Below are 24,775 nucleotides of genomic sequence, written 5' to 3' on the forward strand. Positions count from 1 at the left end.
TTGTTTTAAAGTTTAAGTTAAATAGTAAGTAATTCTGTATTTTATATTTCATCAAAACTGCCACATATTGTTGCCTGAGGAGCAATACCGCCTGAAGCTCCGGGTAAACCTCTGTTTCCTGCAAGGTGAAGGCGTGCATTTCCAAATGAATGATTTGAAATATCTGTAAGAGAAGGGAACGCACCTTTCATTAAAATAGGGACTCCGTTTGCAGCTGACCAAGCTTCGTCTTCAGGACTGAAGAATGGTGTGCCCCAACAAACCCCAACATTAGGATGAGTATGATATCCTCCAACAACAACTGAGTCAGCAACTGTTGCCGGATTGTTAAGCGTGAGTCCTGCTTGCGCTCCTCCTGATACTGCTATTGTAGATAGATTTCCTGTAAGGAGATTCATATAAACAAAGCCACCTTCTTCATGTGCTGTTGTTGCGGTTACTGCACCTATAGCCGGGTTACATGCATTTCCAGCATCTGCCGGATCGTCACTATGTGAAGCCCAAATTGTAATTGCAACATTTGAAGCTTCCCAAGCAGTGTTTAAAGCAATTCTCACAGTAAAATTGTCGAGCATTTCATCGCCAGTGGGTGCTCTTCTTCCTAAAAGTTCAATGCACTTAGCCCAGTCGTTCCAAGATAATTTTCCTTTTATATCATTAAGTAATTGTTGATTGTTTAATACAACTCTTTGTTGAAGCATTGTTGTTCCTTGTATTGCGGTTTTATAATCTGCATAAGTGGTATTGTTTGCAGAAACAAGTGTTTGTAATGATGTTTGTAAAATAAATTCGGGAGCTAAATCGCCTTCATTTCCCGGACCTAAATAATTTGCTTCGGCAATAATTTCTCTTGCAAGCATACTTGCAGTGTCGCCTTCTATACGTCCATCAAGAGAAAGACTATAAATAGTTTGATATTCCACCACGGCATTTACAAAAGATTCATCGATTACTGCTGGAGTGGGGTCAAGACCAAGTATGTCTCTCATTAAACTTATTTCTGTCACATCTGTATGTCTTGCCTGATTATAAGCAATTGCATCTTGTATTTGTGTTGCAGTAAGGGCAGTAACTGTTCTGTCTGGGGTTGTTGGTGCAACAGCAAATTCAGCATTAATTACTGTGCTTGTTCCACCTTGTTGAATTGTATGAGTGAGTTCATGCGCAATCAAATGTTTTCCGGTTGAACTTTCAGGATTATATTGTCCGCTGTTAAAATAAATATCGTTTCCATGAGTGAATGCATGAGCTCCTATTTCTTTGTTCATTTGAACTGCATTTGAATCGGTATGAACTTTTACATTGCCAAAGTCCGCTCCTATACGGTTTTCCATAAATGAACGTGTTCCGTCATCTAAAATATTTCCTGAACCTTTTGTGTTATTGATTTGTTCTTCCAACCATGAATTATCACTATCATTAGCTTCCTCTTTTTCTTTTCTCATAATCATTGCCTGCAATTTTTCTTCCTCTTCTTCTTGTCCCACTGCTTGGGGTTCAGACATGCTCATTACTTTTGCCGCAACATTATCGGCTTCCTGTTCATATTGGTCATTTGGCTCGCCAATAGTAAGTTTCGGCTGAATTGTTATTTTTGAATTTGATTTTTCCGAGCCGACATTATTTGCATTCGACTTGGAATTATTTTCGCTTTTCCTATTTGTTGCAGATTTTTTCATAAATGAGTTAATGTTTTTTATTTCTTTTTCTTTGCGTCTTGGCGAGAAACTTTTTTTCTCGCCAAGACGCAAAGTTCTTAAAATACTGATTCTATCCCAACTTTAAACTTTAAACCTCAAACTTTAAACTATTTAAACAGTTCTTCCTTCTTTTATCAATTCTTTTTTTATGCCTTCCTCAATATCCTTTGATGAAACAGTGTTTGAACCTTTATTAATTGTCATTAGAGAAGCATAACGAATTATGTTCATAATTGCTCCTCCCGAAATTTCGTGTTGATTTGATAATGCTTTCAGGTCAAGCTTTTTATCGAGCAAACATGCGGGGGAAAATCCTTGTTCCCATATTTTAATTCTCTCTTCTGGTTTTGGCATCGGAAAATTTATAACCGATTCGAAGCGGCGGACAAATGAATCGTCCATGTTGCTTTTCATGTTTGATGCGAGGATAACTATTCCATCAAAATATTCTATGCGCTGCAAAAGATATGATACTTCCTGATTTGCGTATCGGTCGTGCGCATCTTCAACTTTAGTTCGTTTTCCGAATAACGCATCGGCTTCATCAAAAAACAAAATCCAGTTTTTATGTTCTGCCTGCTCAAAAACTTTCGAAAGATTTTTTTCTGTTTCGCCGATATATTTTGAAACCACCATTGACAAATCAATTTTATAAACACTCTTGTTTGTGTATTTCCCCAGCAAGCAGGCAGTCATTGTTTTTCCTGTACCAGATGGTCCATAAAATAAACTTCTGTGACCGGGACGAAGTTTTAGCTTTAAATTCCAATCATTCATCAAAGTGTTACCGTGATTTATGAATGCTTTTATTTCATCAATTTGTTTTAATGTTGATGAATCAAGAATAAGGTCATTCCATGTGTAATCAGTAGAAATAAGCTTTGCGGGAAAATTAATACTGAAATCAGGTTTGTATTCTTTGCCGGTTGTTAAAAAACTCAGATATTCATTTGAAATTTTTAATGCGTTGCTTAACTGAGTTTCACTTTCAAAAGTTGAATCGAGTTTCAGGATATTATATTTTGCAAAAAAATGCTCTTCACTGAAAAGCTGATATAATGAAAACCGCAATTCTAAATTATTTCCGGCTAAAATATAAATAAGCGTTTCACCTGTTGGAATAAAGCCACCGTGATAAATTCCTTTTAAACCGCCAAATTCAGTGAATCCCCTATCGTATTTTTCATTTTTAATATAAAATTTATCAAGAAGTTGAGGATTAACGTGAGGAGCTAAACTTAATATCAATGCGAGGCGCTCACTGAAATTCATATTGTAATGACTTATGAAATTTGCATATAGCGAACTGTCTGCATCAAAATTATGAGGTGTGATTTCAAATGCGCTTTTGTATTTGCATTCTTTTTTGAGCGTAAGCAAAATCCTTGTATCAATAAGCTTTTCAAGCCAATTTAAATCAAGTTCTATATCTCTTGCGTTATTTTTTAAATTGTTCACCATTCTGTATTTATGTGTTCCTGCATCCACGGTAATTTTACTGTATTTGTTGACCATGGCAGCATATCTAATAATACATCGTAACTGTTGCGTTCAACCACCAGCAGCCAACCGCTTTTGATTTTTGATAATTTCCCTTTTCTATTTAAAAATGATTTTTGTAAACCTTCAATAGATGTGTTTTTCAAAGCTGACCAGTGAGTAATTATGCTTTTTAAAAAATCTTTTATTTCTTTTTTTTCTTTTGCTGAAAAATGAAATTTTCTTTTAACGGGTATTTCTATATTCCATCCGCAAATAATTTTATTAAGCAAAATTCGGTATTCTGGAATTTCGGTTTCTTTGTAAACCATATAATCTGTCAAACCGATTGCCTGCTCTTGCTTGATTTCGCTGATAAATTTATTGTCTTTCGTATATCCGAGATTTTTAAATAATTCGGGAAGAAATTGCCAAAGTATTATTAATCCTGAGTTTTCAATATGAATGCTTTCAATATTGTTTTTCTGTAATTCTATTATGTCTTCCGATAAGTTTAAAGCTTCAGCAGTTTCGCTTTCTTTAAAAATATTTTTTGTGAAATTGTTTTGAATTATTTCTGAAAGTTTTTTTTGCAGCAATTCTGATTTTTTATTGTCGGAAATATTAGCATTTTTATTTTCAATAGAAACAATTTCTCTTTGAATTTCCTTGTAAATGCTTTCATTTTTTAATGTATAACTCTTTTTTTTAGAAAGGTTTTTTAGCAATAAATCAAAAATAATATCCATGTAATTATTTGCTGAAGAAATTCCCAAACTATTAATTGTGCTTAGTAAATTCCTAAAATCGTTGATAATACTGGGAGTTTGAGGATTAATAATTCTTTCTTCAAAATTTATAATCAACCATTCAATAAAATCAGCAGAAAATTGTAAAACAATTCTTTTTCTTAAAACATTGTTTTTGCAATAATTTTCGACAGTTTCAAAAAACTTTTCATGGCTGTTTTTTACCGAATCTTTAATTTGAGTTTCAAGATTGCTGACAGAAATATTTTCTGCCCACCATGGAAATGTTCCGGTTTCAACAAAATTAATAAAAATTAAAAATGGTATTTTGGTTTCATTTAAATCGTTTTCGTTTGATTTTATTCCTGTTTCTTTAAATTCATTTATTTTTTCTTGCAATTTATTTTTAATTGCGTTAACAGAATTTTCAACAAAATCCTTATTTATGTTATTTATTTTTCCGACATTTATTTCTAATTTATCAATTAAATGAAATGAATCGACAGGGGAGAGGAAATCAAAAAAATCTGAAAGCTGAGGTATAACCTGATTTTTGAATAAATCGGAAATCTTTTGCTGTGTTTGAAAAGCATCAACATCCGAATCAATATTTATTTTCAGGATTTGTTTGTTGATTGTATGATGCCCTTTTTCAGTCATAAATTTGGCTATAAATATAATTTGCGTTTAAAATTGCCACAGATTCACAGATTAATTATACGTAATGTTTAAATGTTCTTTGGTGTAATTTATTTTTTTTAAAATAATAATTTTAATCTGTGAATCTGTGGCAATTTTATTTTATCCTTTTATATCATTCATTACAGAAATAAATTTATTTAATGAATTGTTGTAATTTACGATGTAATCATTTTTCATGGAATCATCATCAGGAATTGGCGCAGCCAAATTCATTAACCAATCCTTATATGCGTTTTCGAAATTTGTTAATTTAATGCTGTCAACAAAATGTATGTGTGGAATTATATGTGCAGGTGTTTCCATGAAAACCTGTTTTAAGATGAAATTCTTAAAATCTTCGTCATTAAATTTGTTAACTGTTGAAGGAAAAATCAAACTTATTCTGAATGAATAAGGGTCAATTCCTTCGTCAATGTGATTATTCAAATCATCTTTGTATGGAGTAAGTAAAGAATTTTTAACAGGGTTTCCGTTAATTATTGTGTTGTATTTAGGACGGAGTAAATAATTGTCGACTAAATGAAATCCTTCAATGTTTATTACATCCGAACCGAGAAAATTTACAACAATATTTATTTGTGCTGCTGCATCTTCTTTCGTATCGAATTGCTCAACTCTTTTTGCAATTGTTTTTCCATCATAATCATCAACCAGAAGAAAATAATATTTACCGGTTTTTGTTTTATTTATTTTATAGTTCGATTTATTTTTTCCGTGTAAAACCACTTCATCTCTGCATTTTTCAAGCTCTGTTAAATTTTTAAAATGTTTGGTGCTGCTTAAAAGAATATTTTTATCGGTATCTGTAAGCCGGAAGCGGAGTTCGGATATTCCATCATCGTCCTTTTCTTCATAAACTTCAAAAAATGAATTTATGTCGCTGGTCAGGTTTCTTCTTGTATAGTCCTTTATTCCTAATAATTTGCAAAGACGTTTTTTTAATCCCTCAACATTTTTTGTATCCCACGCATCAGGATTTTTATTTTCATCAAGAGCCATATAATTAAAACCTTTTGCTCTGTCGCTGCTTATGGCAGGGTATTCCGAAAGAAATGAAATTTTGTCCTGAATTAATTTATCTGCTGCAGTTGATTTATTTTTTGAAAAAAGCAAAAGTGAATATTCGGAAAAACTTTCACAAAACCGAGCCATTAAATGTTCTAAAAAGCGGTTTCTCCTTTCCAGATAAACTTTATTATCGGTATTTTCGAAAATTGTTTTAAGAAATTCAATGTATTTATTTGAATCATTGCTTGTGAATTCCTGCCATGCCGTAACAAATGCCTCATCATTTTCTTTTTCTGGATTTTCATCAATAAAATCTTTGAAGAGTGGTGCAATATTCGGAATGTCATATAATGACTGATGGAAATATGTTTTGTCAATATCTTCACGAAGAGAAAATAAATCTTTAACGTGTGCGAGCTGTGATAAATAATTTGCAAGCAGCTGTTCGAAAAATACAAGATACGCTTTAAGTTGTTTTGCCTGCGATTTCCTTAAATCGGAAACTGTTTCGGATAATCCATCTTTTCCTATTCCGTAAGTCAAAGGAAAATTTTCTTCTATTGAAAAATAACTTTCAATATCATAGTTTATTCCCTGAGGTAACCCAATATCTTCAGTCGAATATAGAGTTTGCGTTTGATTTGCGGATTTTAATGTTTTGAAAATTTCTTTTGATTTTATTGCATCAACAGGAATTATTTTTTCTTTTTTTGAAATGTTAATTATTGATTCTTCTGTGCTAAGCTTGGGTTTGTAAATATCGGAATTTTCGAGTTTGATGAAATTCTTTTTATTTTCATTCACAGCCAGACCATCTTTGTAATCGGAGATTCTGAGATTTTTTACAGCAATAACACCTTCTATATCCATAATGATATTTATAAGGTCGGATGTAAAAATGTATTTTTTTGTATTAGTTTCAAATTGTTCATCTTCGATAAAACCGTTTTTCAAAAGTGGTCCTTCAAATATCTGGTCGGGAGTTTTTCCTTTATTTATTAGTTCTTCAAGATTTGTAGCTTTAATTTCAGGACTTATAAAATCGTCGAGGGCAAAATATATGTTTGCCAAAACTTCTTCGGGATTCATTTCGGGAACTATTTCGACGTTCATATTAACGGCAATTTCCTGAATTTTTATTAAATCAATTTTATTGAAGTCCTCACAAATATTTCTGTATGTATTTAATAAAACTCTTGCTTCACTTAAAATTCGGGTAATTTCAATTATTTTATCATTGAAAAAAGTTATTATGCTTTTATTTTCTTCGGTATCTCCGGTTAATATGAAACTTTCGTTTATTGCCTTTTCTATTGATGTTACAATTGTTGTATTTTTTAAATCAAGAGAAGGAAGAAATGTGATTTTTATTTTTAAAGATTCGGTTATTGTATTATTTTCTGCTGAGATTTTTAGTTCTGCTTCGTAATAATTTGGCTGCTTTTTATAGGATGTAATAATTGTGTCATCAGTAGGGATGGTTTTTTTTATGAGAGAAACAATTGTTACTTCATTAATTGTTATTTTTTTTCTCCAGCATTTATTCAATTTATTATAAGAAGGAAAAATGACTTCAATATTTACTTTTTTATTTTCTGGAATATTTGTATTTAATTCCCATTCTACTATCTCACTGTTTAAATCGCCTAATTTTTCTTGTTCGTTAAGTTCGATACAAACATCATAAAGTCCTTTTAAATTAACAGGAATGCTTCCCGTATAATCAAGAATTTTATAATCATTATCACAAAACAATGCCTGTTCCTGAAAGTTTGAAATTTCGAGCCACGCATTGCGGATATCTTTGTTGTCAATCAGAATTTTCCTGAAATCATTTATCGTTAAAGGGTTGCATGGGAGTATTTCGGCAGCAGTGAATAAATCTTTACGAAAAGTTGAGTCATCATTATTTTTGTTGGCAAGAATATCTTTAATGTCAAGGTTTGTTCTATAACCTAAATCTGTAATAGCATAGCAAAGCATTTCCAGAATGGTAACTCCGGGGTCGTGAACATTATAATCAGTCCATATTTTACCCGATAGTTTCTGTAAATGCTCAATACCCATTTTCCTCAACGCATCATAATCCATGCTTTCGTGAGGTGGCTTTTGCTTTGAAATTACAACTTCATTCATTAATGTTTTATTCAATGTGTTTTTTGTTTAATAAAAAAATAGAACACTGATAACACAGATAATACAGATTAACACTGAAAAATATGTATCTTTTTTATCTGCGAAAATCAGTTTTATCTGTGTCGTCTGTGTGCAAATAATCTTAGTTAAAAAAAAGAGTCAGGGATGCCTTATTTCAATTACACTTGAAAAACAAGAACCTTGCTATACACAAGCAACCTTCGCTTTTTTACCTACAAAGGATGCCTTATTGCAATTTACTAATCACGAATTGAACTATTTCGAAACTTTGCAACCTTATTCTTGTCTAAGGATGCCTTATTTCAATTATACGAGTACCAAATTTGACAAGCTAAAAGCAATGATTGATGAAAACCTGAAGAACAATAAAACGCCCACAAGAACCCAACGCACATAAACCCCTTACCTATCATACCTGACTTCCCCGAAGCTCCAACCCGGACTCCTATCACCATTCCCGGCAACAACATCTCGTCGTGGAGATATGAAACCTTTTGAGAACAGCGAATTTCCTTAATATTTCAAACAACTTTATTGTAATATTTTATTTTCTGTACATTCCTTTTCCCGGTTGAACAAGTTCAAATACCGGTTTGTATTTTATTGTTTTTGCATCATGATAATATTTTCTTCTGCATCCTAAAGAAAACACATCGGAGAATGGACCGAAATAATTTTTCCCGTTGTAATTAATTACGATTCTTAATTGAAAATATTCAAATCTTCTGTTAAAATATTTTTTATCAATTGAAGGAGTTGGGTCAACGCCTTGTCCTTTTGGAATTAAATATGACTCCTTGTCATTAGGATTTACTCTTAGCCATTGTTCCGGAACAATATTTAATTTTTTCTTTTCAAAAGCATTTTCAGGTATTAAAAATTCAGTGTCCCTTTGATTTTTATGCAAAGCATTTTTTTGCTGATTCAATGGATGTGCCCATTTTTTTGGTATTACCTTGGATTTGCCAGGTTTGTTTTTAAATGTTTTCTTTATTCTGCTTTTATAGCGATACAACCAGAATTTCGGCTGATAGCTTTTAAATCGAGTGTCATTGCATGTTTCCCAGTATGCATAAATGCCATCCGGTTTGCATTCAATTCTTGGAACGGGAATGGAAATTTCCTTGTTTACGTCATCGATTTTTGTGAGAGAAATCCATTTGCTGCCATCGAAACCCTCGAAATCGGAGCCAGTCCACCTTATTGTTCCTGCCGCTGGTGCATAATTGTCTTTTGATATTTTAATGCTTCCTTTTACATCAAGCTTGCTTTTCGGCGTCTTTTCACCTATACCAACATTTTTGTTTGAAGGATTTATTGTAATATCATCATCAATCTTATTGATGAATGAATCAATAAACTGGCTGAACTGTTCTTCTGTCGGTCTGTCGCCTGTTTCGAAATATTTTTTTATTATTTCACGTGTTTGTTCGTCCATAGTATTGTTTTTTTTATGACGATTATTTTTTTGTTTAAAAATTATGTGCTTACTGCTAAACATTCTTCAGGTTTCAAAACATAAATATCGTGTTGTTGTTCCGAAACCAAAATTACTCTTGCATTATTTGCAGTTGCTACTTCAACATCGGGCAATTCATAAGGGTCGCCAACAACAAAATCTTCATATTTATATTCTTCGGTATTTTTATTTCTTATATACATGTAACCTATTCCTAAACTTCTTGTAATATGGCTTAGCCGGAAATCGAGGACATAATCAACATATTCTCTTTCTTCAATAAAATCAAGTATTGCAGATTTATAAATTTTCCCGCCGAAAACAATATCCTGTCCTTCCTTATATGCCCATGGTGATAAAAACTTTTTTATATCTTCATTTAATTGAGTGCCATAATACCCGTCATCGTAGCCCTGCATGAATTTTACTTTGCAATGAACTTTCACTTTTTCATAAACCGGATTTTGTACTTCTAAATTTACAAAAGGAGAAATGTAATTTTCGAGATAATCTTTTATGTTAGAAAGGGTATCTGCACTTGCTTTTGGTTCAAGCGGATTAACGGCATTTTTATTATAAAGATTTTCGATGACAATTAACGTGATGTAACCGGGTTGAAGTTCGGAAATATTGCTTGTGCTGCGTAAACATTTTGTCTTGTAAATTGCCGGAAAATTTTCCAGAACCAAACGTTCAATATCCCAAATTGTGATTGCACGTTTTTTATGTCTTAGCCGTTCGCTTATTCTTCTGTATAATTCATCATCCTGCTCAATCGGCTTGCCATTTGCAGAAGTGTATGGTTGCGAAACTGTTTTAATTGATGAAATTTTATTCTGCAATTTAGAAATACTGTTTGCTACCAACACTTCTTTTAAATAATCAGGGTCGTTCCCGTTATCAGCAAAACATGCAGCAACAGCTTGCGTTTTTATATCTATTAATTGGCAAACTCCTGTTGAATTTTCTTCAATTGATATTCTTAGCCAGAAAAGTTCGTCAGGCATTAATGTATTTTCATTGTTTATATCGTCAGGAACAGATATTGAAATTATTCCTGATGTTCTGAAATTGTTTGTTGTATCAGAAATAATGCTGAGTTTATTAAATTCTTTCCAGTTATTATTACTTAAATAATGCCATTTTATTTTGTTGTCGTCAACTTCTGTTTCAGGGTCAGCAGTGCCTTCCGCAACCTGAAACAAAAGTGAAATATTTTGAGGTGGCACTAAGCCATTTATTCCTATATATAATTGTCCTTCACTTTCATAAACAGGAAGTAAATTTACAGGATGCAAAACAGGTATTAACTTTTGTCCGAATGGCTCGATATAAAAATATTGTTCCGCTTCGGAAGCAAGATGCCTGATAAAAAATATTTCTTCTTCCGATGAATAATTTATGCTTAATGATTTTATCAGCGGTGTATATGGCTGATTTGGCAAGACCGGAGCGTCACTGACATCACCTGTATATTTGCTTAGTTCAATAGCTTTACCTGCATATAATTTTGGATATATGCTATGACCAAAATCAATAGGTACTAATGATAATTTCAGAAATCCTGTATTAACTGAATTATCGAGAGCTTGTACGGGGCTATCTGTAATGCTTCTCGAAGTGTTTATTTTACTTATGCTTATTTTGCGGTTAATATCGTTGTCGTTAAAAAGTTGGATTTTCTGGTTATTTGTTATCCATTTTTTATTTTGTAAATAACTTACCAATGCTTTGAAATTTTCTTTTACATAAGGGTAACCGTAAGAATTATAATAGTTGGTTATATCGTCAGGTAATCCGCTCCATTCAATATTTAATTTCAGGGTATCTAATTTTTTGTTTGTAAATTCTTCATGTCCGATATAAAATGCTGAACCCACAACAGGAACACTTCCGAACGGATTAAATGGTTTATTAGGGTCAAGTTTTGACTGGTCGTTTTGAAGTATTAAATTTTTTGCTCCTTCTACATTTACCTTTATAGAAACTTTATTTATTAATAATTTTTTAATGTAATTGTATAAGAATGGTTTTTTATTATTGTTAAGCAAAATTTTGATTAATGGATATTTTGTGTTGAAGTTACTTCCGTGAAAGGTGCTGTTATATGCCAGTATTGACGGGTTGCTTTCTTCAATTGAAATTTCAAGAATGAGCTTTTTTGTTACGGCTCTTACATTTACCGTATAAGGACCAAGCCATTCTTTTTCTCCTGTAAAGTACGCAGTAAAGGCATTATCAAAATCGAGTTTTAATATTTTATTTAATTTTTCATGCTCGTTAAATGTAAAAGATAACAAAACATTTCTGTTCCCTTCTTTAAGCAATAAAAGAGGGGAAGCAAATGCAAATCCAATTTCAGCATCCTGCATGCTGCGGCTGTCTGTGGATTTTCCGAACTGACTTTCCCCGAATGCATGCCATCTTCCATCGCTTGCAGTTATTTTTTTACCTGCTCCATCTTCTGAATTTGCTGCGGGTGCAGCAAATAATCTTCCTTCGTAATTATTGTCAAGAAATACAGTTTTTAAACTATCTGCATTTGCTTTATTTAAAACAATATCTTCGGTTGTCTTATAAATTATTTCAACTCCTGTTTTATCTTTCCCCGCCGATAATGCTGTTTCTGCAGGTAGTAAATAAGTATTTATATTTTTTGCAAGTTCAAAAAGAATGCTGACTTTATCGGGAACCGCAGGATTTTCTTTGAATCCCAAAACGTCGCGGAAATAAAAATCAAGATGTTCTTTTGTTAAAGTGTTAATGTGTTCTTGTGCTTTTTTGAATAATTCAAGGAATGTCAGAAATAAAGCAAAGTGTGGCTCATCTGCTTTGCTTATATTATTGAAAAAAACTTTCCAGTCGCCGTCTGCTTTATTTTCTTTGTTATAGTATTGAATGTGTTCGGAAAAATTTTTCGCAAAATTAATCAGAGCATCAATATTACGTTCATCAATTTTAATATAATCAGGAGACAATGCTTCGGGCATGCGTTCTTTCTGGCTTGTGCCTTCTCTGAATAATTTGCTCTTTATGTTACTGCCGTGACTCATTAATTTATTTCTTTGTAATTGTTCCTTCGTTTAAATAAAAAGGATAAACGTAATTTGCTCTTGAATTAGTTGTTTTTACTGTATAATCAATATTTATATAAATAACTCCTTCATATTGCATACTTGTATCTGATTTTATTTCGTTAAGTTGTATTCTCGGTTCGTATCTCAAAATAGCTTGTCTCAAAAGCTCTACAATATATGTTTCATTATTTGTTGTAAGTGGTTCGAAAATCATTTTGCTAAGATTGCTTCCATATTTTGGTTGCATTATTCTTTCACCAACACTTGTAGAAAGAAGTATTTCCAAGCTTTTATTAATATCTTCAACATCCGATGTAAGTTCAACTCCTTTTTTTTCTTTTGGAAAAGTAGGAGGGAAGCACCACCCGGTGCCTAAAAACGAATTATTTTGAAAATCCGAACTCATTAATTTTTCTATTATCTATTTATAAACTCTAAACTGAAAACTCCAAACTCTAAACTGTTTTCATCCCCCAATCATAACCGTTGGGCAACCTAAAATTATTGAACCACCGTGTGCTGTCGAATCGCCCATTCGTGCAGCTTGTTTTCCGCCAATCATAACTGTTGCCGAACCCAATATTATTGAGTCGGGTGGTCCGGTGCAAGTACACATATCACCAACGCAGGCAGCAGGCATTCCTCCAATCAATACTGTCGGACATCCCGGCGGCAAAACCGGTCCTCCGACATGAGGAACGGTTCCTGTAACCATTGGACAAACGTGCATATCTCCTGCTCTTGCTGCTGACGCCATAAATCAGTTTTTTAGTTTAGAGTTTTCAGTTTATAGTTTTTTGTTGGTTACTTTATATTTTATTTATTGCTTGCGACGCTAAACATGTTGCTATTTCTTTCCCCCGTGCTAAAGCACGGAGCTATTAATATTTAAACCCTACGGGTTTTTCTAACAAATTAACTTTATTTTCAAACTCTATATTTAATAATTTCAAACCTCAAACTTCAAAACCCGAAACTGAAAACTCTAAACTTCAAACTAATTTATCTGCACCATAGCACCTTTTACTGTATTTGTTCCCGATGCTTTTAATTCCATTGCTGCATTTGCTTCTGCTTTAAGCTCTGCACTTGCTTTTAAATTAATATTCACTCCTTCAATTTTCACATCACCGCTTGCTTTAATTATAACATCTTTTCCGCTTTCTATATTAATGCCGTTGGAATCCATAGTTATTTTATTATTGTTCTCATCGCTTATAACAATACTTCCTTTATCTTCACTTATCACTATTGATTTTCCGGCTGGTGTTTGTATATTTATATCTTTTTTATCATCGTTGAAAATTAATTTCATTTCACTGCGGGTAACAAAACCTTTTTCGTGATTGTCGTCACTTGCTACTATTGGTGCGGGTTTTGCGCTGCTGTTAAGCATACCCAGCACAACAGCATTTCGTGGGTCGTCATTTAAAAAACCAACCAGAACTTCATCACCAATTTCGGGACGAAAAAATGAACCGCGATTATTTCCCGCATCAAGCGAAGAAATGCGAGCCCACACGCCATCATCATCTTTATTAATTATTGGTAATTTTATTTGTATTCTTTCTTCTCCTTTCGGGTCACTTTCGAGTTTTGTTACTATGCCGGTTTGGAGTCCGTTAACTCCGGATAAAAGATTAGACGCAGGTTTTGAATGAATGTCAACATCTTCAGTAAACCATTTTTCTGATAAACCAAATTGTAAATCAGTATGCCAATTGCCATTTCCCAATTCATGGCGAACTCCGGTAACAAAAGCATTCCCGTTGAATCTATCACCTACACCCTGCAACGCAACAATGTCTCCGGGATTAATATCTGCATATCCCATTGATTTTACTTTTCCTTCAATTTTTGATAATTTAGATTTTAGCATCTGTGCATTTGCCCATGCTTTAAGTTCCGTGTCAGGTATGTTTCCGGAATGTTGGAGTTCGTAATTTTCAAGTCCGATTACTGAAGATAAATCTGATGACTGCAGATTTCCTTGCGAATATTCGGCTATGGTATCGCTTTCCTGTTCCAATACTTCCTGATTTGCAATATCCCATGAATAACTTTTAACTTTTTCAATCTGATTTCTTGAATCCATTTCTGCATCAAATTCAAGAATTGTAGAACCATATTGTAATGATAATTTTGGTGAAGAAGTTAAATTGGGTTTCGCGATTTTTATTTTTTCATCGTTTGTTAAAACGAGCATGCCATTTGCTTCTGCACGACTTACAAGGTAATCCCAGTCACTCGAATAATATTTTACAATATCACCGTGATTAATCTGAGTTTGTTCAATATCTTTCTGAATGGCATAATTGGAAATTATATTTTCAAAAACATCACTGTCTTTTAAATCATGCGATATGGAACTGCTCTTTCCGACAGAAGTTTTAACAGATTCGTGTTTGCATTCAACCTGAAGAAAAGAAGAATTTTGCCTCACTTTTAAACCATGTTTAATAACAATGCCTTTGAAAATTGTATCTTCCGTAGAGTCGTATCCTGCTTTTATTTCAATTTGTTTACCTGGTAAAAATAAATCGGTATTGCTAAGTTCAAAATCATTTGTTGACGGGTCGCCGTCAATTAAGCTCAGTTTTGCTGATGAAATTTTATTTACCATTTTAGTAATTACAACCGATACGACACTGTAATTACCTCGCATAGGTGTATTATCAATCAAAATGGTGAATGTAGGATTGCCCGAAGGTATTTGTGTTGATATGTTTGGAACTACCGGCATTATTTATTTTTCTAAAGGAGGAAAATATATTTTCTCTCCAGGTTTTAAATTTCTGAAATCTTTGATATTATTAACTTTTGCTAACTCAATGTAATATTTCGGGTCGCCGTATATTTCATTTGATAGATTTGGTAAAGTGTCGCCATCTTTTATAACCCTAACATGAGTCAAATCGGGAGAACTGTTGTTTGCTTCAAGTGCGCTTGTTTCGCTGTCGATATGTTCCGAAAAACTTACTGTAACATTTGCTCTGAGCGGAATACCGCATGGCTTAAATAATTTGTAAGTGATTGAAATCTTCTTTACAACACATCTTGAAATAAAAGTTCCCCAAACAAGCATCAAATATCTTGGGCGATGAATACTTCCGGAATACCCGACTGTAGCCATAAACAATTGAATCATGGCATAAACATCTATCTTCATTCCGGCTGTTCCGGTACCGTCGAACACAAGAGTAAGGTCATACTCCTGAGGTTTGATGCGGTTAAATACAGCCGGTCCGCCCGAAGCACCTGCCGGACGAGGTTCATTGTATTCAACTTCAAATACTCTTGTATATTCCTGTGGATTGAAATAGGCAATAAAAGGTATAGGAAAGCTCATATAATCAGGCGTATCAAACGCCAGAATAGTTAACTTTTCTAATATGCCACCCGGAAAATCAGACATTATCTTTCTTCTTTATTTTTTAATATTTCTAAAACCTGCTCAACGCACTCCTGAATTATTGCTTTTTTATCAATTAAATTATTTCCACTATCTGAATTTTCATTATTCGAATGTTCAGCAGTAACAGTGGTGTTTACCACAAGTTCATTTATTTGTATTGGCATATTTTATAATCTTCTGAAATAATTATAAGCAAGTTCAATTGTTTCTATTACCACCGAATTATCCTGTGCTTTCAAGTCGGATACCATCCATTTAACAGGCCATGCATTTACAAAACTCCATGCCACCAATGGTTCGTGATTTTCATTAAGTAATGTTACAATCACTTCTGCCGGCTCGAAACTAAAATTTTCGATTGCATCTTTAAACCAGCTGATAAGCCCGGAGTTGGTAAGCATTCCTCTTTTCAGAATGAGGTTACCATAATTTGCTTTTACGGGTAATTTATGAGTGTAACGATTTTCGCCACCTTCAGCAAGTGTTTCAGTTGCAATTTCTGCGGTTAATCCCGTTACTTCCTGAAACTTTGCATCGTTATCCGTTACACCATTTACCTTAAACTCAATCCTGAAATGAAATCCGACAGGCGGATAGTATGCAGCCATTTATTAACTGTTTTCAACTGTTACGCCTTCATGTGCAAGCTCCATTGATTCAATGGCTACTTCGTTTCCCGTTGCTTTTAAGCCAGGTCCTTCAACTTTTACAGGGAAAGCATTGTGAACTTTCCACGTCATCACCGGTTCGTGATTTTCATTCAGCAAGCTGATGATAACATCTCTTCTCTCGATTTTATTGAGTTTAACGGTATTCAGCCATGCGAAAAATTCGTTGTCGCCTTTGTTTATTCCGCGTTTTAAAACAATATTATTGTACTTTCTTAATCCCGGCATTTTCATGCTGGAATAAGTCGGACTTGTACCTTCTCTATATTCTATTGCCTGAATCTCTTGTGTTAGCCCTGAAACTTCAGAGAATCCTAAGCTTGTACCACCCCAGCTTACCTGAAAGTGAAATACCGGTATTGGATAATTTGCCATATTTTATTTTTTTTAAATTCTTTTATTAATATTTATGATTGTTGTAATTTATGTGAAAATTTCAAAACTATGAACTCAGCAGGTCTTGCAACTGCCATGCCTATTTCAACGTTCATTATGCCATTGAGAATATCATCTGCAGTCATAGTTACGCCTAATCCTACTTTAACAAAAAATGCTTCATCGGGCTTTGCACCTACTAAGGCACCATCTTTCCATTTGAGAGTAAGATAATTTTCAATCATAGATTTTACCTTCATCCATGTGTTTGCTGAGTTTGGTTCAAATACAGCCCAATAAGTTGATTTCTTAACTGACTCTTCAACCATGTTAAAAAACCTTCTAACCGGTACATATCGCCATTCATTATCATTGCCGGCAAGTGTTCTTGCTCCCCAAACCAATGTTCCTTTACCAACAAATGAACGTATTGCATTTATTGATTTTCCTGTTGATGCGTCAACATTAAGTTCATCCTGATTAGAATTGTTAACTTTAACAATTGGTCCGACAACTGTATTAATACTTACATTTGCAGGTGCTTTCCAGACACCGCGTGAAGAATCAACACTTGCATAAATTCCTGCAACCGCTCCGCTTGGTGGAAGTGTAGCATATATTTCCGTTAGTTTCTTTTTAATGCTGTTGTAATTTGCAGTATTGAATTTTGAATTTAAAGAATCGTTAAGATTTGCGAGTGTTCCTCCATTAAGCGGACCAGGATTTGTGTCGGAATCTGTAGCTTCATCAGGTTGACTAATGGCAATAGTTGATTCGCTGTAAATATAATTCAAACCCGATTTGATAAACGGATAATAAGAGGCACCATATTTAAGATTATTAATTCCCAGCAATCCTCTGTATGTATTGATGTCGGCTGAGCTATAAGCTGATTGTGCTTTTGTTACATCCATTATTGCAAAACGGTCTTTTAGCGAACCGCATTGTGTTAATACTGCCTGCATCAAGGTTGAATAATTTGAATCGCCAAGCAGCACTGCATCAGGTATAACAATTAATGTAGGTTCATCTTCTTTTGCAATAGCATTCAATCCGCATTGTAATCCTGAACTGTCATCACCTATTGCTACGGTTGCTGATAAATCTCCGACTGTAACAATATAGCAGTTTCCTCCGCCATTTTCAAAAAACATACGGACAGAATAATACAAATAATGAGTCAGCGTTGGCTCTGTAATTGATTTGATTGGATAAATGCCGCTGCTGTCTGCTGTTTCGGAGATTGTAACTGTGATAATTTCGTTATTAGCTTTACCGAAAATGCTTTCGTATTCTAATAAAGAACTTATTTTTACAGCTTTGTATTGCTTGTCAGCAGGACAGAGCTGAGTGTAGCCAATAAAGGCGGGTATGGCTGTTTCTACTTCTGCCACGGAAGGTGGAAATACTGATATTTCTTCCACATAAACGTCTGGTGTTTTATAAGTCATAAATTTTAAAATTTAAATTATTAAATATATATATACATTTCTGGTTTTACTTTGTCAATTGACGGATTTGGGAGATTTTTAATTAAAACTTCAGGTGGCTCCAATCCTACTTTCCTTGATAACTGAATATTTTGTTTTGGTTTTTCTCTGAATTCTACTGGTGTTGTGGAAGCGCAACACAAAACTTTTTTTGCTTTTTTGCTTAATAATTCCTTGTTGCTGTCATCGGCTGGCATATCTGTTAATGGTGTAAAAAGTATCTTGTTGCTTGTGTTTTCATCAGTAATTGATAATGTCCAGCTTAGGTAATCATTGTTTATTCCATTATCAGTTATTATTAAATAATATTTCCATAAAGCGGATTTAATAGAAAAATGAACTTTGAATTTTTTTAGTGAAGTATAAAAATCACTGTTGAAATTAATATCGATAATACAAAAAATATTTTCTCCAAGCAATGATTCATCGTAATATAATTTGCTTGTAATTACACCATTTTCCTCAACAGAATATAAACCTTTTGTATATTGTGAAAAAACAAACTGATGCGGTTCCGGTGCTGTACTGGCTGCAAAAGTTTTTTCTTCAACAACATTTCCGTTTGAATTTATAAGTTTTAAATTAATATCAGCACTTTTATCGGATTGAAAAATATAGTTATAAATTGAAGGCACAATAATTAATTTGTCTGTAGTTAACTCAATAAAACCATCGCTGCCTGCTGCATTTGAGGTGTTGGTAAAATAATATGTTGTGTTATTTTGAATGTTGGAATAATTATAAAAAGAAATGTTTTTTACTTTTAATAAAAAGGAAAAAGTAGTCCCATTACCAATTGAAATCAATGGAGCCGGTGAACTTTCGTTTTTTTCGTAATAAATATTTGCTGAATTTTCTGTGCATTTAAAAATAGATTTATGGTTTCTTAATAATTGAGAGCATGCAGATGTTGGTTCAACAATAAAATCATTACAAATTTTATCATCGAAAAATTCGTGAAAAATATTTAATTTAAATAATATGTCGAAAATAATATTCATCCTTTTATATTACTGAAATTTTCTTTAATCGTTGTTATTGCAGGACTTATTTCGTTAATAATTTCTTCTTTTATAAATAATGTTTTCACTTTGTATAATACGGAAGGCATATATTTTGAACCAAGTGAAGACCAGAGTTGATTTTGTTCATCAAGGGACAAAGAATATAAATCAACGAGAAGCTTTTCTATTCCGTCATTTAGCTGAGGATAATTTTTTTTAGTAAAAACACTTCTGCTTTGAAAAAATAAAATTATATATGATATGAATTTGAGCGACTCGGTGTAAGTGGAAAAATTTGCGGAAAATAAAATGTATAAATTTATTTTTATTTCAGGGTTGGAATTTTCTGTTCCTTTGTTATCATGAACCTGATTTTTTAAAGCTCTTTCTTCTTCAACATTAATAAGGGAAAGTCCTATTGTATCTTTATCAATAACAACATTGCCGGTATCATCAACAACACCTGATAGAACAATTTTGTTATTTACACCTGTTTTTAATTTCAGATAGTTATTGATTTCATCTTTTAAAAACAGCAGGGCTTTATCAATCATTATTTTATATTGCTTTGATTTTGAAAATAAATGGGCTGCGAATTAAAAGAGAAAAAAAAAATAAAAAAAATTTAATATGGAATAATTACTAACAGGTAAATTTTTTGTTGATGTTTCATTTAGCCGTATTTTATTGACTATTTAGAACTTTTAATATGTTTTGAGTTTAACTTTAATCAAAAACATTTTGATAAATTAGCAATTTTAAATTGTTAAAGATTTTTTTGTGTTTTCATTTGACTTTGGTTTTAGAGTTAGTAAATAAAAATCTTAATTTAAAGTTACAAAACAAAAAAACCGAAGTAAAGCGGGAATCAGTTAACGGTGGGTCTGATTAAGTGAAATGAATATTTGAATAAGTTAATTTGAAATTTACTTTTTTTTGTTTACCAATTTATTCTATTTTTGTGAATACATAAAATAATATTTTTTTTAATAACTTCGATATTCGACATTCAGTGTTCGGTGTTCGATATTTTTAAATCATAAATTCAAAATAAAAAATAATGAATATCGAATAACGAACATCGAATTACGAAGAAATCGGATATTATAGACAAACTCTAAATAATGACTTAATCTTTGAACTAACAATAAAACACAAACCTATATGATAAACTTCACTTACAACGTTCCGACCAGAATATATTTTGGAAAAGAACAAATAAAAAATCTTGAAAAGGAAATTAAAAATTACAAAAGTATTTTGCTTGCTTATGGAGCAGGAAGTATTAAGAAATGCGGATTGTATCAAAAAGTTGTTGATATATTAAAAGCGAACAATATTTCTTTTTGCGAACTTTCGGGAATAAAACCGAACCCGCGTTTGACAAGTGTTAAGCAAGGCATTGAATTATGCAGAAAAAATAAAGTTGATTTTATTTTAGCTGTCGGTGCTGGAAGTACGATAGATTGTGCAAAGGCAGTTGCATTTGGTTATTATTATGAAGGTGATGTTTGGGATTTTTTTAAAGGAAAATCTCAGATAAAAAATGCACTCCTACTTGGAACGATACTTACATTGGCTGCTACCGGTTCTGAAATGAACGGAAACACTGTTGTAAGCAATGAGGAATTGCAGGAAAAACTTTCTGTCGGGAGCGATTTACTTCGTCCTGTATTTTCAATTCTCGACCCTGTTTATACAATGACACTTCCAAAAGAACAGACAGCAGCGGGAGTTGCCGACATCATGGCGCATGTTTACGAACAATATTTTAGTTCAGTCGGCGATGCGTATTTGCAAAACCGCCTTGCAGAAGCAATTTTAAAAACATGTATAGAATTCGGACCTGTGGCAATAAATGAACCCGACAATTATGAAGCACGTGCAAATATAATGTGGGCAGGAAGTCTGGCTTTAAACGGACTTTTAACTTATGGCAAAACAGGCGACTGGGCTGTTCACGGAATTGAACATGAAATAAGTGCAATATACGATTTAACCCATGGAACAGGGCTTGCGATAATTTATCCCAACTGGATGGATTATGTTTTGAACGAAAAAACCGTTGACAAATTTTCTGAATATGCTAAAAATGTTTTTGGAATAAATGGCTCTGATAAATTTCAAATTGCAAAAGAAGGAATAAAAAAAACAAGAGATTTTTTTAATTTACTCGGCTTGCCTTCTACATTGTCACAAGTAAAAATAGGAATTGAAAATATAAACAAGATGGCAGAAAAAGCAATAATAAATAACGGAGGCGAAATTGGAAAGTATGTTAAACTTGGGGCGAAAGATGTTCTTTCAGTTTTGCAGGCATGCTTGTGATTTGAAAAAAAATAGAACAAAAAAAGAATAATCGAACATTCGAACAAATGAACAATCGAAATAAAAAAATAATGAACATCGAACGCAGAATTTCGAATAACGAAGTTTAACTAAAAAATGTAAACTGAAAGCTGACTTTTTCTTGCGACTTACGACTGAATACTTACGACTACAAAAATGAATTATAAAAAAACAAACAATACCTCCGGATGGCTTGTTTTTGCTGTTGCATTTTTGGTTTATTTGCTTACTCTTGAGCCAACTGCAAGTTGGTGGGATTGCGGCGAATTTATTGCTTCGGCTTTTAAGTTGCAGGTTAACCATCCTCCCGGTGCTCCTTTATTTTTGCTCATTGGAAGATTGTTCTCATTTTTATCTTTTGGAAATAAAGAACATATTGCCTTTTGTATAAACTTACTTTCAGCTATTGCCAGTGCCTTTACAATTCTTTTTTTATTCTGGACAATCACAGCAATTGCAAAAAAGATAGTTTTAAGCGGCGGTGAAATTTTAGATTCGAAATTATATGCAATTATCGGCAGCGGTTTTGTGGGTGCAATGGCATTTGCTTTTTCAGATTCGTTCTGGTTTTCGGCTGTCGAAGCTGAAGTTTATGCAACTTCAGCTTTTTTTACTGCTGCTACTTTCTGGGCTGCACTGAAATGGGAAAATTGCGACGATGAAAAATATTCAGATAAATGGCTTGTACTTATTGCATTTCTGTTTGGGCTTTCAATTGGCGTGCATTTATTGAATTTACTGGTTATTCCACCAGTTGTTTTTATTGTTTATTTTAAAAAATATAAAATTTCCGTTAAAGGAATTATTCTGACTTTGCTCATTTCATTTGTTATATTGGCATTTGTGCAATTTGGAATAATTGTTAAAATGCTTCGTATAGCTGCATCATTTGAATTATTGTTTGTAAATGAGTTTGGCTTGTTTTTTAATTCGGGTTTGTTGGTATTTTTTGTTTTACTTGCATTATTGCTCGTTGCGGGAATTTTATTTTCAATAAAAAAAAGAAAACGAATTTTGAATATTGCTGTTCTGTGCTTCGCTTTTTTTCTTATAGGGTTTTCTTCATACTTAATTATTCCTATTCGTTCAAATGCAAATCCACCTTTAAACGAAAATCAGCCCGATAATATTTTTAGTTTTATTTCATATCTGACACGCGAGCAATATGGTGATACATATTTGCTCTATGGTCCATACTATGATGCGAAATATTTAAGAAGCGAAAAAGGTGCTGCTATTTATATCAAAGGAGAAAATAAATATAATAAAGTGGGAAACCGCGATATTTATATATTCGATGAAAAAAGATGCACATATTTTCCGAGAATATACGGACATGAAAGAAATGATATAATTGCATACAAATCATGGGCAGGAGTTGGTAATAATGAGAAACCTGACTTTATTCATAATTTAAAATTCTTTTTTAAGTATCAGGTTGGCTTTATGTATTTCCGGTATTTTTTATGGAATTTTGCCGGAAGACAAAACGATGCACAGGGTTATGGAGCAGTGAACGAAGGCAACTGGCTCAGCGGTATTCCTTTTATTGACGGACTTTTTCTTGATAACCAAAGTAAATTACCCGATAGTATAAAAAACAGCAAAAGCAATAATAAGTTTTTTCTTTTTCCTTTATTACTCGGTCTTATAGGTTTTTATTTTCATTTCAAAAAAAATAATAAAGATGCTTTTGTTGTGTTGTTGCTTTTTTTTATGACCGGAATTGCCATAATTGTTTTTTTAAATCAAACTCCTTATCAACCGCGGGAAAGAGATTATGCTTATACGGGTTCGTTTTATGCTTTTGCAATATGGCTCGGACTCGGTGTTTTATATTTAATTGAAAAAATAAAAAATAATAAAATAATAATTTCAATAATTCTTTTATGCTTTTTGCTTGTACCTGCTATTATGGCGAAAAACGGATGGCAGTCTCATAATCGTTCCGGTAAAACTTCTACAAGAGATTATGCTGCTGATTATCTTAATTCATGCGGAAAAAATGCTGTCCTCTTCACATGCGGAGACAACGATACTTTTTCTCTTTGGTATGCTCAGGAAGTTGAGGGAATAAGAACTGATGTAAGGGTTATAAACCTCGACCTGCTTGCTACCGACTGGTGCATTAAACAAATAAAAAGAAAAGTTTATGATTCGCCACCAATTCCATTATCATTATCGGAAAAAGATTATAAGCTTCTGACTAATGATTATGTTTCATTGTTTGATGACTCTACATATATTGAGTTAGCAAATGTTTTGAAATGTATTGACTATAAGAATCCGACAACAAAATATTCGGGTGGTGATGGAAGCACTTATAGTTATGTGCCTTCAAATAAATTCAGTTTTTCATTTGATGCAGCTGAGTTAACTACTCTGCCTGATTTTTACAAAGACAAAAAAATCGAAAGGGATATTAAGTGGAAAGTCAACAGCAGTTATCTTATGAAAAATGGATTAGCATTACTCGACTTTATTTATACTAATAACTGGAAACGTCCTGTTTATTTTACTTCACCCGGAAGTGTAAGCGACTTTCTCAATTTAAAAGGCTCTTTCTGGCAGGAAGGTTTGACAAGCCGTTTGCTTCCTATTAAAGGCGATACAATAAATGAAAATAAAAATATTGCAACTTCTGTTATGTACGACAATTTGATGCACAAATTTCAATGGGGCGGACTTGATAAAAAAAATATTTTTGCCGATGAAGAAACAAAACAAACTTCATATTCTTTAAGAAGAATTTTTGCAAACCTCGCTGATGCATTAATTAATGAAAATAAAAAAGATTCGGCAATTGCCGTGCTCGACCTTTGCATTAAAATTGTTCCCGACAGAAATGTTCCATACAATAAATATATTTTGCCGATTGCTGAAGCATATTGCAAATGCGGTGCATATAAAAAAGCAAATAGCATTCTCAAACATATTTTCGATGTTTACGAAAAAGAAATGATTTATTATCTTTCGATTGACATGCAAAGTCGCATTTCTGTGAGTGTGGATTATAATAATGCAAAAAATATTTTAATTAAATGCAGAAATTTAGCTTCGCAGTACAAACAATTAAATTTGAAAAATGATTTTACAAATAGATTGTTGAAACTGAAAGTAGTGTAGTTAGTTGAAAGATTTAT

The 24,775-nt window shown here is 32.8% G+C and carries 18 protein-coding genes; 2 read left to right on the plus strand and 16 right to left on the minus strand.

Annotation, left to right across the window (positions count from 1 at the left end; genetic code table 11):
- Positions 1-41 precede the first annotated feature (41 nt).
- The 16 genes from WC223_05380 to WC223_05455 form a co-directional block, all read right to left on the minus strand.
- On the minus strand, positions 42-1,679 hold the full coding sequence (locus WC223_05380; protein MFA6923668.1) for a DUF4157 domain-containing protein: 1,638 nt from the start codon (positions 1,677-1,679) through the stop codon (positions 42-44).
- Between the two features lie 132 nt (positions 1,680-1,811).
- A complete protein-coding gene (locus tag WC223_05385; protein ID MFA6923669.1) occupies positions 1,812-3,215 on the minus strand; it encodes an ATP-binding protein in 1,404 nt (467 codons plus the stop codon).
- A complete protein-coding gene (locus WC223_05390) occupies positions 3,155-4,588 on the minus strand; it encodes a contractile injection system tape measure protein (protein ID MFA6923670.1) in 1,434 nt (477 codons plus the stop codon). The genes WC223_05385 and WC223_05390 overlap by 61 nt, the downstream gene beginning before the upstream one ends.
- Before the next feature lie 141 nt (positions 4,589-4,729).
- The gene (locus tag WC223_05395; GenBank protein MFA6923671.1) at positions 4,730-7,789 is read right to left on the minus strand and encodes a hypothetical protein; all 3,060 of its coding nucleotides are present in this window, start codon (positions 7,787-7,789) and stop codon (positions 4,730-4,732) included.
- A 550-nt stretch (positions 7,790-8,339) separates the two neighbouring features.
- Positions 8,340-9,233, minus strand: a complete 894-nt coding sequence (locus WC223_05400) for a hypothetical protein (GenBank protein ID MFA6923672.1) — start codon at positions 9,231-9,233, stop codon at positions 8,340-8,342.
- 41 nt (positions 9,234-9,274) lie between these two features.
- On the minus strand, positions 9,275-12,307 hold the full coding sequence (locus tag WC223_05405; GenBank protein ID MFA6923673.1) for a baseplate J/gp47 family protein: 3,033 nt from the start codon (positions 12,305-12,307) through the stop codon (positions 9,275-9,277).
- A gap of 4 nt (positions 12,308-12,311) precedes the next feature.
- A complete protein-coding gene (locus tag WC223_05410; protein ID MFA6923674.1) occupies positions 12,312-12,737 on the minus strand; it encodes a GPW/gp25 family protein in 426 nt (141 codons plus the stop codon).
- A gap of 60 nt (positions 12,738-12,797) precedes the next feature.
- Complete coding sequence (locus WC223_05415; GenBank protein MFA6923675.1) at positions 12,798-13,088, minus strand: PAAR domain-containing protein; 291 nt, start codon at positions 13,086-13,088, stop codon at positions 12,798-12,800.
- Positions 13,089-13,328: 240 nt separating this feature from the next.
- Positions 13,329-15,074 (minus strand): type VI secretion system tip protein VgrG, encoded by a 1,746-nt coding sequence (gene vgrG, locus WC223_05420; GenBank protein MFA6923676.1) that lies wholly within the window; start codon positions 15,072-15,074, stop codon positions 13,329-13,331.
- A gap of 3 nt (positions 15,075-15,077) precedes the next feature.
- Positions 15,078-15,746: a hypothetical protein gene (locus WC223_05425; GenBank protein ID MFA6923677.1), complete on the minus strand. Its 669-nt coding sequence runs from the start codon at positions 15,744-15,746 to the stop codon at positions 15,078-15,080.
- The gene (locus WC223_05430) at positions 15,746-15,910 is read right to left on the minus strand and encodes a DUF5908 family protein (protein MFA6923678.1); all 165 of its coding nucleotides are present in this window, start codon (positions 15,908-15,910) and stop codon (positions 15,746-15,748) included. The genes WC223_05425 and WC223_05430 overlap by 1 nt, the downstream gene beginning before the upstream one ends.
- Positions 15,911-15,913: 3 nt before the next feature.
- Complete coding sequence (locus WC223_05435) at positions 15,914-16,354, minus strand: phage tail protein (protein MFA6923679.1); 441 nt, start codon at positions 16,352-16,354, stop codon at positions 15,914-15,916.
- 3 nt (positions 16,355-16,357) lie between these two features.
- A complete protein-coding gene (locus tag WC223_05440) occupies positions 16,358-16,789 on the minus strand; it encodes a phage tail protein (protein ID MFA6923680.1) in 432 nt (143 codons plus the stop codon).
- Positions 16,790-16,821: 32 nt separating this feature from the next.
- Positions 16,822-18,240 (minus strand): phage tail sheath C-terminal domain-containing protein, encoded by a 1,419-nt coding sequence (locus tag WC223_05445; protein MFA6923681.1) that lies wholly within the window; start codon positions 18,238-18,240, stop codon positions 16,822-16,824.
- Positions 18,241-18,260: 20 nt separating this feature from the next.
- Positions 18,261-19,280, minus strand: a complete 1,020-nt coding sequence (locus WC223_05450) for a hypothetical protein (protein MFA6923682.1) — start codon at positions 19,278-19,280, stop codon at positions 18,261-18,263.
- On the minus strand, positions 19,277-19,837 hold the full coding sequence (locus WC223_05455; protein MFA6923683.1) for a DUF4255 domain-containing protein: 561 nt from the start codon (positions 19,835-19,837) through the stop codon (positions 19,277-19,279). The genes WC223_05450 and WC223_05455 overlap by 4 nt, the downstream gene beginning before the upstream one ends.
- A gap of 610 nt (positions 19,838-20,447) precedes the next feature.
- Here WC223_05455 and WC223_05460 point away from each other — a divergent pair.
- Together WC223_05460 and WC223_05465 are read left to right on the plus strand one after the other, a co-directional pair.
- Entirely contained in the window at positions 20,448-21,611 is a 1,164-nt protein-coding gene (locus WC223_05460) for an iron-containing alcohol dehydrogenase (GenBank protein MFA6923684.1), read from the plus strand.
- 177 nt (positions 21,612-21,788) lie between these two features.
- A complete protein-coding gene (locus WC223_05465; GenBank protein ID MFA6923685.1) occupies positions 21,789-24,758 on the plus strand; it encodes a DUF2723 domain-containing protein in 2,970 nt (989 codons plus the stop codon).
- The last annotated feature ends 17 nt before the right edge of the window (positions 24,759-24,775 follow it).

This window comes from Bacteroidales bacterium (assembly GCA_041671145.1).
GTDB lineage: Bacteria > Bacteroidota > Bacteroidia > Bacteroidales > JAHJDW01 > JAQUPB01.